General features: G+C 36.3%; 14 protein-coding genes and 2 tRNA genes. 5 read left to right on the forward strand and 11 right to left on the reverse strand.

The annotated features are described in order from the left end of the window. Positions 1–26: 26 nt before the first annotated feature. From ACZZZK_RS10150 to ACZZZK_RS10160, 3 genes are all read right to left on the reverse strand, one after another. Positions 27–314, reverse strand: a complete 288-nt coding sequence (locus ACZZZK_RS10150; protein WP_463484022.1) for a hypothetical protein — start codon at positions 312–314, stop codon at positions 27–29. Between the two features lie 56 nt (positions 315–370). Then, positions 371–814, reverse strand: coding sequence for an Hsp20/alpha crystallin family protein (locus ACZZZK_RS10155; RefSeq protein ID WP_463484023.1), 444 nt, complete (start codon positions 812–814; stop codon positions 371–373). Positions 815–1,116: 302 nt separating this feature from the next. Continuing rightward, positions 1,117–2,037, reverse strand: a complete 921-nt coding sequence (locus ACZZZK_RS10160; RefSeq protein ID WP_463484024.1) for a PfkB family carbohydrate kinase — start codon at positions 2,035–2,037, stop codon at positions 1,117–1,119. A 144-nt stretch (positions 2,038–2,181) separates the two neighbouring features. Between ACZZZK_RS10160 and ACZZZK_RS10165 the strand changes: the two genes are divergently transcribed. The 3 genes from ACZZZK_RS10165 to ACZZZK_RS10175 all read left to right on the forward strand — a co-directional run bounded on the left by ACZZZK_RS10165 (position 2,182) and on the right by ACZZZK_RS10175 (position 3,212). Beyond that, positions 2,182–2,255, forward strand: a tRNA-Asn gene (locus ACZZZK_RS10165). Positions 2,256–2,339: 84 nt separating this feature from the next. Next, positions 2,340–2,416 (forward strand) — tRNA-Asn (locus ACZZZK_RS10170). A gap of 115 nt (positions 2,417–2,531) precedes the next feature. Next, a complete protein-coding gene (locus ACZZZK_RS10175; protein WP_463484025.1) occupies positions 2,532–3,212 on the forward strand; it encodes an aspartate/glutamate racemase family protein in 681 nt (226 codons plus the stop codon). Between the two features lie 185 nt (positions 3,213–3,397). Here ACZZZK_RS10175 and ACZZZK_RS10180 read toward each other — a convergent pair whose 3' ends face one another. The 3 genes from ACZZZK_RS10180 to ACZZZK_RS10190 all read right to left on the reverse strand — a co-directional run bounded on the left by ACZZZK_RS10180 (position 3,398) and on the right by ACZZZK_RS10190 (position 4,966). Beyond that, positions 3,398–3,631: a cytochrome b5 domain-containing protein gene (locus tag ACZZZK_RS10180; RefSeq protein ID WP_265799475.1), complete on the reverse strand. Its 234-nt coding sequence runs from the start codon at positions 3,629–3,631 to the stop codon at positions 3,398–3,400. A gap of 157 nt (positions 3,632–3,788) precedes the next feature. Further along, the gene (locus ACZZZK_RS10185) at positions 3,789–4,475 is read right to left on the reverse strand and encodes a lycopene cyclase domain-containing protein (RefSeq protein WP_463484026.1); all 687 of its coding nucleotides are present in this window, start codon (positions 4,473–4,475) and stop codon (positions 3,789–3,791) included. Then, the gene (locus ACZZZK_RS10190; protein WP_463484027.1) at positions 4,475–4,966 is read right to left on the reverse strand and encodes a hypothetical protein; all 492 of its coding nucleotides are present in this window, start codon (positions 4,964–4,966) and stop codon (positions 4,475–4,477) included. Before ACZZZK_RS10190 ends, ACZZZK_RS10185 begins: the two co-directional genes overlap by 1 nt. Here ACZZZK_RS10190 and ACZZZK_RS10195 point away from each other — a divergent pair. Then, positions 4,966–6,603 carry a phytoene desaturase family protein gene (locus tag ACZZZK_RS10195; protein WP_463484028.1) on the forward strand — a complete coding sequence of 546 codons (1,638 nt, stop codon included), beginning with the start codon at positions 4,966–4,968 and terminating at the stop codon, positions 6,601–6,603. The genes ACZZZK_RS10190 and ACZZZK_RS10195 overlap by 1 nt on opposite strands. Before the next feature lie 459 nt (positions 6,604–7,062). Here the strand turns inward: ACZZZK_RS10195 and ACZZZK_RS10200 are convergent, their stop codons facing one another. The 5 genes from ACZZZK_RS10200 to ACZZZK_RS10220 all read right to left on the reverse strand — a co-directional run bounded on the left by ACZZZK_RS10200 (position 7,063) and on the right by ACZZZK_RS10220 (position 10,911). Next, on the reverse strand, positions 7,063–7,593 hold the full coding sequence (locus ACZZZK_RS10200) for an RNA polymerase sigma factor (RefSeq protein WP_154279199.1): 531 nt from the start codon (positions 7,591–7,593) through the stop codon (positions 7,063–7,065). 128 nt (positions 7,594–7,721) lie between these two features. Beyond that, the gene (murB, locus tag ACZZZK_RS10205; protein WP_463484029.1) at positions 7,722–8,738 is read right to left on the reverse strand and encodes a UDP-N-acetylmuramate dehydrogenase; all 1,017 of its coding nucleotides are present in this window, start codon (positions 8,736–8,738) and stop codon (positions 7,722–7,724) included. 159 nt (positions 8,739–8,897) lie between these two features. After that, entirely contained in the window at positions 8,898–9,989 is a 1,092-nt protein-coding gene (locus ACZZZK_RS10210; protein ID WP_463484030.1) for a DUF4369 domain-containing protein, read from the reverse strand. Further along, positions 9,986–10,426, reverse strand: coding sequence for a hypothetical protein (locus ACZZZK_RS10215; RefSeq protein WP_463484031.1), 441 nt, complete (start codon positions 10,424–10,426; stop codon positions 9,986–9,988). The genes ACZZZK_RS10210 and ACZZZK_RS10215 overlap by 4 nt, the downstream gene beginning before the upstream one ends. 44 nt (positions 10,427–10,470) lie before the next feature. Next, positions 10,471–10,911: a sterol desaturase family protein gene (locus ACZZZK_RS10220; protein WP_463484032.1), complete on the reverse strand. Its 441-nt coding sequence runs from the start codon at positions 10,909–10,911 to the stop codon at positions 10,471–10,473. Positions 10,912–11,081: 170 nt separating this feature from the next. On the opposite strand from ACZZZK_RS10220, the gene ACZZZK_RS10225 reads away from it, so the two are divergent. After that, the gene (locus ACZZZK_RS10225; RefSeq protein WP_463484033.1) at positions 11,082–11,687 is read left to right on the forward strand and encodes a TetR/AcrR family transcriptional regulator; all 606 of its coding nucleotides are present in this window, start codon (positions 11,082–11,084) and stop codon (positions 11,685–11,687) included. Positions 11,688–11,853 lie beyond the last annotated feature (166 nt).

An 11,853-nucleotide genomic window follows, 5' to 3' on the forward strand; every position in this document is an offset into this window, starting at 1 on the left:
AGTATTGATGGAATAAAAGAATTAAATCAATGAGCCAACTGATGCTGCTTAAACAATTCCCTTGTGATCAACTTCACATTGGTCGCGAGTTGATCGTAGGTACAATGTTTGGCGTTAATGGGAAAAGGGATGCCTTTCTCCCATTTAATAAAATCAATCAACATAATAGACTCTTTTGTGATGTCTTCGGTTCCTTCCAACATGTTAAACAACTCCTTTGCAAAAAGCTCATTGGCACCAACCTGAAAGCACCCGTATTCTTCAATACCTTTACACAGTTTGAACTTTAATGATATTTCGAAATTAGTTTCCATAACAAAACAAAAGAGCCGCCATTACAGGCAGCTCTAAACTGATTATTAAATGCTAATTATTGGATTTCAATTTGTCGGGTAACCATTTTGGCTTCTTCTCTTTTTGGAATATCAATATTTAAAATTCCGCTATCGTATTTCGCCTGAATCTGATCCGCATTTGCACTTTCTGGTAAGGTGAAGCTTCTCACAAATGAGCTGTAGCTATACTCCCGCTTTGCATAACTTCTTTCCTGCCTTTGATCTTGGTGGCTTTGCTCTACCGAGATTGACAAAACATCGCCTTCGAGTTTCAGTTTGAAATCTTCTTTGGCGAGGCCAGGCACAGCAAGTTCGATGTGAAAGTGATCTGCAGATTCGCTAACATTTGCAGCAGGCACTCTTGTAACTATTCGATCAGAGAAGAACGTATCGTTAAAGATCGAATCAAAAACATTGTTAAAGGCCGGCATTGAATTGGTCTTTTTGTTGTTTTCCGAATTAAATTTAACCAGTGTCATAGGTTTTTCCTCCTTAAATTTATTAATGATTAAAAAACTAAATAATTAATTAAACTCTTGAGCTAAATGCTCAGACTAACTTAAACAACACAAATGCCAAACCTTTTTTGCCCGAGTTTAGCTGAAAAATTTTCATAAAAAGTGATAAATTTTCAGTCGCAATGCCAAAAATGCATTTAGGCTAATCTATTAAAAAGTATCTCGAATCGCTTCGCTCTTGATATAGAAGTAGTACTAAAACACAGAAGCCTCTTCTAAAGAAAAGGCTTCTGCAACAAATTTTAAATAGTGATCTTTGAAACTTAAGCTTCGATGGTAAATGCGCTCAGCTCCACAAACTGTTGTATTCTTGCTGCCACTTCTTCTTCTGTTAAATTCAATAATTTTTCGGTACCAAATTTTTCTACACAAAATGATGCAAGCGCAGAGCCATAAATAATAGCATTTTTCATATTGTTGAAGTTGATGGTACCAACTTTAGCCAGATAGCCAATAAACCCGCCAGCAAATGTATCTCCCGCACCTGTTGGATCGAATACTTCTGCCAATGGTAATGCAGGTGCAGAGAAAATCTGATCTTCATGGAATAACAATGCGCCATGCTCTCCTTTTTTTATGATCAGGTATTTTGGACCCATAGCCAAAATTTTATTGGCAGCCTTAACAAGAGAATATTCTCCAGACAATTGACGGGCTTCTGCATCATTAATGGTTAAAACATCGACCAATTTAATGGTTTCCAGCAAGTCGTCCATCATAATATCCATCCAAAAGTTCATGGTGTCCATCACGATTAATTTCGGGCGATTCTTTAACCGTTTGATTACCGTTTGCTGAACTTGTGGCGTTAAATTGCCCAACATCAAGTATTCGCAATCCTGATAGCTCTCCGGAATAATTGGATCGAAATTTTCTAATACGTTCAGCTCAGTAATTAAGGTGTCTCTGCTGTTCATATCGTTATGATATTTTCCAGACCAGAAAAACGACTTTTCACCCGCCTTTACCTGTAAGCCTTCGGTATCAATACCATGTTCTTTGAAACTATCTATATCAGATTGTGGAAAGTCATCACCTACTACTGCAACAATTTTTGCCTTATTATAGAAGTAAGATGCAGCTAAACTTGCGTACGTTGCGGCGCCACCAACAATTTTATCTGTTTTTCCAAATGGAGTTTCAATAGCATCGAAAGCTACAGTACCTATGATTATCAGGCTCATATATTTTATTTTGAATTTTTTTAAAAATTTTTCACTGCAAATATTGCATAAATAATTTAAAAGCCCTAATATTGCATTCCCAAAACGAACAAGGCCTTATAAGCTGCAAAGCACAAAGAACCTCGTTTAGGAAACAACCAGCACTCCTTCTTAGCTCAGCTGGTTAGAGCATCTGACTGTTAATCAGAGGGTCGCTGGTTCGAGCCCAGCAGAGGGAGCAAAAATCCTCACAGCAATGTGGGGATTTTTTATGAAATGATTGCCAAAGGATTTTGGCAAATTGAATACAAAAAAAATAATATTCCTTCTTAGCTCAGCTGGTTAGAGCATCTGACTGTTAATCAGAGGGTCGCTGGTTCGAGCCCAGCAGAGGGAGCCAATATCAAGAACAAGCCTTACCATGCCCGGTAAGGCTTTCTTGTTTCAGAAATTCTATTAATCAAGCGGCTGTTGAGAGCGCTTGAAATAAGTTAATATTGGCAATAAATATTTCTATGAAAAAAATAGGACTGGTTGGCGGAATAAGCTGGGTATCAACAATGGATTATTACAAATTCATTAACGAGGGGGTTAATGCCAGGCTAGGAGGACTGAACTTTGCAGAATGCATCATCTATTCCTTGAATTTTGGCGACATTCAATCCGCAGGGTGGGATAATTCTTATGAATTATTGTTAGGTGCCTGCAGAAGCTTAAAAAATTCAGGGGTTGAAAGTATTGTTTTATGTGCAAATACAGCCCATCTTTTTGCGGATAAACTTCAGGGTACAATAGGACTGCCTATCATTCATATTGGAGAAGAAACTGCAAAAACGATTAATAAAACTGGGTACAAAAAAGTAGGCCTGTTGGCTACAAAGTTCACAATGGAAATGAACTTTTACAGGGACAAACTAGAACAGTATGGACTGGAGGTGCTCATACCTGAAAAACAGGAAACAAGAGATTATATTCAACGAACCTTAAAAGAAGAGTTAGGGATAGGTTTTATCAATCCAGAAACAAAAATCAATTATATCTCTATTATAAAAGAACTTGTAGACAGTGGCGCTGAATGTATCATATTAGGGTGTACAGAAATCCCTATGCTAATCAATCAGGACGACTTTAATATCCCCATGTTTGATACTACAAAAATACATTCGCAAGCAATTGTTGAGTATATCGTTTCGTAAAACCATAAGGTTGTCGGTTTTGATATTAATCGGCTTGTTCCAGCTTAGCCAGCCCGAAGCCTGAAGTAATAGTTTTCGCCTTGTATACAGGATCGTAGAATTGACGATGATTGCCTCGGGAATTTTTTGAGAGCGAATTACCATCCAGAATGAGAAAGAGTTGTTTATTAATTCTTTGCCTGGATTTAGCCAACTTTTCCAATAGGAGTAAATTTTTCGAAAACGGCGTCGGTATGGGGTGCATCAGGAAGTTCATCTGTTAAATCTTGTCCTGCCCAATGCTCGTAATGTTTACCGTTTCGCCATAACCGGCTGTCAGTCATGTCGTAAATCAAACCTTTGTATGCAACCCAAATCTGCGGTTTATCTTGCCCGTTTCTTAACGCTAATTGTTGTTTTGTATAAATCGGCAGCTCCATTAATTCGTGTACATTTCGAGGTTGTTAGTAGTTTTGTTATAGCACAAGCCCTTGTTTTTAAACCCGACAAAAGCGGCAGCCTCCGGCCTTCCCGGAGCTATAGCGTATGGCGGGACAATCTGACCCAAGATGTAAAAACTTTCATTTCCTAAACCTATCATCCCGTTTGTAGGGCTTTAATTTTAAATCGCTCGTATAAATAAATGTTCATTAACAACAAACCCATCAAATAAAAATGATCTTCAAAAGGAATAGTGCCAACGCGGAAATTTAAATTTTCATTGTTGTTATAAATCACCACCGGGATGGATGTTAAAAAGCCGTTTACAATATAAAAAGGGATCAGCGCAACTAAATAGGCCCGATAAAATTTGTACATGAACCTGTATTTCTGGTTGACATACTCTACTGCGAACAATAACACGAATAGAAAACCGAAATTAATTAACGTATACCATTTTGTATAACCAAAAAATAAAAATGCAAAGCAGATACCCAACACGGCATGGCTTACCGCCAAACTATATTTTTGCAGGCTGTTATTGGGGAAATAAGCGTTGAGGCATTCGTAGATAAATACGCAGGCGTAAGGAACGGTGAGAAAGAACAACATTTCTTCCAGTGGCAGGCCCCATAAATAAATACCCACGAGGTAATCAGGATTGAAAGACCACACATCAAGCTTTACAAACAACAAATCCCAGATTAAAAAAACAACGCCCGTAATCAGGATAGCGGGGATGATAAATTTCCATTTGCTATAGAAATGAACTTTTTTATCAAAAGACAAGGCAAGGGGAAATAAGATTACTCCAATATTGATGAGTAGATAAACGTAGTTCATTATATGTATTTCTGTAAAGTTTTAATTTCTTCGGCGGTACAACGCTTACTATCAATCATAAACCGGGCTACATTTTTTATTAAAGCGTCGTCTGCGACCCCAAAGTTACGGTTCTGGTAATGCTTAACAATTTCTTTCCTATCGGTGTTTAGATTTTTACTAAGCCCTAAAAAGCCTGGGGTAAAGTGCTCAATCGAAAAGCGCATAAAACGGATTTCAAGATTTTCTTTGTCCATATTTACTGCTTTTTGCATGGTTTTCAGAGAACCTTTAACGTATTTTATTTTATTATATGGGTTCCAGGTATGTTTAGCTTTCAACGCTTCTAAAGTACCTGCATAGGCAACGGTTAACGCAGTTTTATTTGGTAACCGGTTGAGTTTTTTAAATAGCGAATCCGTTAATGCTTCATTCTCTACTGCTTTAACCAAATCGGTTTTTAAAACTGCGATCTCTTTTGGAGAAAGCTGTGCTTTTGCAACGTTTATCAATGCAAAACAGGTTAGGAACAAAAATCGCAGTTTTATCATGTATAAGCAAAGGTAAGAAAAGCGAATGGTTTTATACTTTCGTATTTTTGATCCTATTGATAAGGGAAAAGCATGCCGATCAAAACAAAATCACTAAAAATCGCTTTATTTACACCATGGATAAAAAACCAAAGGTAACCGTGATCGGTGCCGGTTTCGCAGGAATATCTGCCGCAGCATTATTGGCGAAAGATGGTTGCGATGTTACTGTTATTGAGAAAAATGAAATGGCCGGGGGCCGAGCCAGAACCTGGAGTAAAGATGGTTTCTTATTTGATATGGGGCCAAGCTGGTATTGGATGCCTGATGTTTTTGAAAATTTCTATCAAATATTCGGTAAGAAAACTGCCGATTTCTATGAGCTTAAAAGGCTGAATCCATCTTACCGTATCTATTTTGGAAAAGCGCAAACTATAGACGTACCTGCTACGCTTGAAGAATTATATGAGCTTTTCGAAAAGCTTGAACCCGGGAGTTCTAAAAACCTCGATTCTTTTTTAGCACAGGCAAAGTACAAATATGATGTAGGAATGAATGAATATGTGTTCAAACCTTCGCACAGTGTGATGGAATATTTTGATCCGCGTTTGGCTATTAGTGGCATTAAACTGCAGCTGTTAGGTAATATGCGCAAACACGTGCATCAGCTTTTTAAAAATGAGCAGCTTAGGAAGCTTTTGGAGTTCCCTGTACTGTTTTTAGGCGCTACTCCACAAAACACTCCAGCATTGTATAGTTTAATGAACTACGCTGACTTAGTTTTGGGTACCTGGTATCCAATTGGTGGCATGCATAAAATTGTTGAAGCCATGCAAAGCATAGCCGAGCAACAGGGTGTAAAATTCTTGTTCAATACCGAAGTAAATAAAATTAGTGTGGAGGATGGAATTGCAAAGGAACTGTTAACCAACAAAGGCAACTTTGCAACTGATTTTGTAGTTGGCAACGCCGATTATCACCATATAGACCAAAAATTATTGGACAAGGCTTATCGCAACTATGATGAAAAATATTGGCAATCGAGAACAATGGCTCCCTCTTGCCTGCTTTTTTATATCGGGTTAAATAAGAAATTAAACAATATCCTTCATCATAATCTATTTTTCGATGAGGATTTTGATGCACATGCTGAAGAAATTTATACGAACCCGAAGTGGCCAGATAAACCTTTATTTTATGCGTGCTGTCCGTCGGTAACCGACCAAAGCGTTGCACCGGTAGGCTGTGAGAATTTATTTTTCCTGATTCCTATTGCCCCTGACCTGGAAGACAGTGACACTAAACGTGAGGAATATTTTAATTTATTATTAGAACGATTTAAGATTTTAACAGGCAATGATATTAAGGATAACATTATTTTTAAGCGAAGTTATGCCATGAAAGATTTTGTTGACGATTACCATGCTTTTAAAGGCAACGCTTATGGCCTAGCAAACACTTTGAAACAAACCGCATTTTTAAAACCTAAAATGAAAAGCAAAGTAACAAATATGTTATACACGGGACAATTGACTGTTCCAGGCCCTGGAGTGCCACCTGCAATCATATCTGGCCAAGTGGCAGCACAAGAAATAATAAAAAAGTTAAAAAAAGCTTGACAAACTTAAAATTTCCCTTATCTTTATATCCACAAAACAAAAACACTGCAAATAACCTTTTAAACGCAATATTGTTTGAGGTTTGCATTTGTTTCGAATAGAGAGAGAAGGCAAATTGTTGAAAGCAAACATAAGAATCAACTAACCAAATATATGATAAGCAATAAGGCCTGGATATTTTCCGGGCCTTTTGCTTTTCCAGAAAATCATTTGAACAGCAATAATCTCTACACTTTTAACGTTGGCAGCTCTTGCCAATAGCAGTTCATTTTAAAATTAGCCCCGATTGTACGAAAAGCCCGGAGCTGTGCGTGGGATGGTGGAATGGAAAAAGCGAGGACTTGTAGGGAAAGCGGGAACTTACTTACAAAAGAGTTCTAATTGTTGCGCTCCAAAAAATTCGACAAAAAAAAGTCTCAACTTTCGCTGAGACTTCTCATTCTTTTCAGAAAATATGTTTTATGCCATTTCTGCAATAGCAATATCTTTAGAATATGTTTTCAGATATTTTTTCAAAATTCCTCTCGCCACGTGAATACGGGTTTTTACAGTACCTATTGGAATCTGCAACATATCGGCAATTTCGTGGTATTTGTAACCTTCGAAATAACGAATGAAAGGAACATAATATTCTTCTGGTAATTGAGCAAGTGCTTTGTCAATATCACCAAGTACAAATTTACTTTCTGCCTGGTTTTTTGTAGCGCTATAAGAAAGGTTAGCAGAAGAAATATCTTCGCTTTGTGTAATTAAAGTATTTGTTTTTACTAAACGACGATAGTTGTTAATGAAAGTATTTTTCATGATTGTAAACAACCATCCTTTTAAATTTGTTCCTTCTTTAAACTTGTTATAGTAAGTGATGGCTTTGAGCATTGTATCTTGAACAAGATCATTTGCATCTTCGGCATCTTTGGTAAAATTTAAAGCATAAGATCTAAGTGAAACTGAGTGATGGTTAACCAGATGATTGAATTCAAATTTTGTCATGATATTTAGCTTTAGGTAAGATTTAAAACAAATGAATTGATGTTCATTGTTTTTTACTAAACAAACTTAATACCAAGTTTTTTTGGCACGGAACTAAAACAGCAAAACCTTGCTAAAGGTTGCTTCCGTCACAGAATATTTACTTCTCTTTCCAGAGTGACTCCAAAAGTAGACTTCACACTGTCTATTATTTGTGCAGAAAAATTATACACTTCCGAACCCGTTGCATTTCCATGATTAACCAATACCAGGGCCTGATTTTTCCAGGTACCGGTTTGGCCAACAACTTTTCCTTTCCAGCCACATTGCTCTATCAACCAGCCCGCAGCAAGTTTGATCTTATCATCGGGTGTTGGATAGTGCACAACATCAGGGTGTTTGGCCACCACATCGGCAAATTCATACTTCTCAATTACCGGGTTTTTGAAAAAGCTACCGGCATTGCCAATGGTAGATGGATCGGGAAGTTTACTCACCCGAATATGTGATACTGCCGAAGAAACATCGGCAATGGTTGGATTTTCTATCGCCCGCTTTTGAAGTTCTACCTCAATAGCCCCATAAGATGTATTTATTTTTGGTTGTGCAGATAAGCGGAAAGTTACTGAGGTAATAATAAATTGACCTTTTAACTCCGCCTTAAAAATACTTTCACGATAACCGAAATGGCAATCGCTGAAATTAAAGGTTTTGATTTCGCCGGTTTTGATTTCGAATGCGGTACAACTTTCAAAAACATCTTTAAGTTCTACTCCATAAGCACCAATATTCTGAATGGGCGAAGCGCCAACCGTTCCAGGGATCAAGCTTAGGTTTTCTACTCCTGCAAAGTTTTTTTCTACGCAATCGTTTACAAAATCGTTCCATACTTCGCCAGCACCTGCAGTAACGAGTATATTATCTCCATCGGTTTTTGATTCGATTCCTTTAATGCTGATCTTGATTACTAAACCCTCATAATCTCGCGTGAAAAGCACATTGCTCCCACCGCCGATGATTAATAATTTCTGCGTTTTAGTAAGCTCGTTTTCGAATAAGTCTTTTAAATCTGCTTCAGAAAAAATCTCCGCAAAATAGTTTGCCTTAACATCGATACTGAAAGAGTTGTAAGGTTTGAGCGAAATATTTTCTTGAATGTGAAGCATAACTAGTTTGTATTTGCCACAAAAGTAAAATAAAAAGGGATGAAATTTTAATGAGACTTAAGAGAAAGTTATTCAAAAATCTCTTTTAACTTATTTTTTAGATCAATATAAAATTCGTTGCCCGACCCTAAGTAACGACCAGCAATTTCTCCTTCTTTATCAATTAAAAATAAAAGTAGGGAAAGCACTTATACTATATTGAGTTAACAGGTTGTCATTTGATCCAATGAGGTTCACATCTTTTAACAAAACATGCTTCCATGATCCAGTTTTGTCGACTGAAATTGCATTTTTCCAAAGTTGGCGATCATGATCATATGCTATACTCAGTATCTCCAGCCCTTTAGTTTGGTATTGCTTATACAGCGAAATTAAATCAGGACTTAACTCCCGGCATTTTACGCACCAAGTACCCCAAAAATCAAGCAAGACATATTGTTTATCCTTAAAGTTACTCAACAATATTTCTTCATTACTTAAAGATTTTGCCTTGAAATGTGGGGCTTGCTGCCCAATATTGCTTAAACTTTTATAATTTAATTGCTTATATACCATTCGGCCCCAAAAACTATTCTGCACAACTGGAGAAAATTGATTGTAGTAAAATCTGATTGAATCCCGAGAAATGCCTCTTTCTGCGACCAAAAAAAAAGGACTTAAATATGATGTTGGATTATTTTTAAGAAAAGCTAATTTTCTTTCATTAATGACAGAAAACAATTTATATCTTCTTCTATAAATAGAGTCTAAATTACTTTTAATAAATCCTGTCCTGTCGTCTTTTTGAATTTTGGCAGTATAAAATTCGAGACTATCCCGTACCACATCATATTCATCCTTTAAATTAACCTCATCTAGAACTTTCTGTGTTTCAGAACCTGAAAGTTTTGCCTTATAAAACTTATCCTTCCATGCAATAATATCCATTTTTACAGGCTCAATAAAAAACCTAACAGCTGGCGGCCCGTCTAATACATTTGTTTTTCCGTTTTTGAGTGCCGCAAATGTAGGCTCATCAACTCTGCCTTTGAAGTGGAACTTGCCGTTTTTTACCGTGGTAGAATCGCTTACACCCTCATATTGTAGGAATATAATCTCCCCATCTTTAAGATCTGTTGTGCCAGCTAATGAAAATTGGTTATTACCTAATTGCTGCTGTGAAAAACCAGACTGTACAATTAGTAATAAAAAAAGAGAAGATATTGTTTTATAGACATGACTGAAGTTTGTGATCACTAATATAACTATCACTCCACAATCTTTGTGATCTCTTTATCAAAATTAAAACTGATCGTTTCTCTTTGTACACCCTCGACTTTTACACGCGATAGTGTCCAGCCTAGAAACTCTGGCTTCGTTTTCGCCAATTCGAGCAACCGATAACGTTGTTTTGTTAACGCTGCACTTACTAAACCAACACTATCTGATTCGGCTTGAGGTAAATGTTCAATCTCAGTCTCCAAAACTGCCAATGTGGAATCTAACTGATGGCCTTTACTCAAGCTATCCGCGTAAGCTTTTGGCGAGATGTTGTAAAGGCTATCTAACTTTACATCATTAAAATCCAGTTTCTGTTCAGCATTTTCATATTTAGATTCAACCAAATCTATGGCTCGATCTTTATCTGTTCTTTTTGTACAGGAAAATATTAATATTGAAATTGCAAAGAGGCGGAATATATTTTTCATAAAAGAAGTTTATAAGCTGGAAACAAGCACCTTGCCAGAATTTATCAGCTATTTAACAAATCCTTCCGCACAAACAGTAACCCAAAGGCTCTACTTTTTTCTTTGCCTTGATTTTTGTGATGAATTTTATGCGCTTTTCTTACTGCTCTTAAATAGCCATTATTACTCTGAAACGTTTTAAATCTTCTGTGAACAAACCAATCGTGAATGACAAAATAGATTACGCCGTATACACTAATTCCTAATCCAATGAAGAAACGATAACCAAAACCATCTCTATCAATAAACATTAAATAAAGAGAAAGGCCGGCAAAAAGCAAGGCAAATAAGTCGTTCCATTCAAAAAATGAATGTGATTTTTCATGATGACTTTTATGCATAAACCATAGCGGACCATGAAACAAATATTTATGTATGCACCAGGAAACGCATTCCATTACAACGATGGTAGAAATTACGATCAAGATGCTTAAAAATACATTCATTCTAAAGTTTATCTAAGAGTTGCAAATTATCTAATAAACCATTTAAAAACGCTTTTAAGTGTCATAACATTGTAACATAACATTCAATTTTTAATCAGATGATTAACATTTAAAATTATTGGCCTATTTTTGACTAAAATATTAAAAAAGTCAGAAAGTAGAAAAGTAAGATGATTGTAGCTGATAAAAAGAGAGAGCAGATTATTGAGGGTGCTATAAAAAGATTTAGTCATTTCGGTATTGGAAAAACCACTATGAACGATATTGCTGATGACCTTTCGGTTTCCAAACCCTCACTTTATTATTATTTCCCAGATAAGAAACACTTGATTCTTGGTGTGATTGAGAAGATTTTTAACGAATTTTTTGAGGCCATACAAAAGAAGTACAATCCCGAACTGGGATTAGAGACCATATTGGTAAACACAATAGATGTTAGAAATACCTTTTTCCAAAAATATTACATGTTAAAAATTGCGGAGGGTGTTCCAGATTTATTAAACGACGAATCGATTAAAACCAAGCTGAATGAATTAAAAGACATTGAAAAAGATTTTTTCGCAAAGGTTTTCGGCAGTGCAAAAGAAAAAGGCGAAATAGACCATGAAGATGTATCTCATGTTGCAGAGCTATATTTAGAAAGCTTAATGGGTTTAACCACCATGTGCGTAATGGAAACGGCTAAAGATATTTTCCCTGATAAGAAAGCATTAAATAAGATGAGCCAAAAGCAAAAAGATCTTTCTTCAATTTTCACAAAAGGATTGAAGTGCTAGGAAGAACAAGGAGCAAAGAGTAAAGAGCAAAGAACAAAAAGTAAAGATTAAGGATCAAGGAGCAAAGAACAAGTATTTCCAGTGCTAAACAGTTGCAATTGTCATCACGTCTTGATACTTGATACCAACTACCTGATACTAAAAATAAGAACCCAAAAAACAAAAT

The sequence above is a fragment of the Pedobacter sp. AC163 genome (assembly GCF_979258665.1).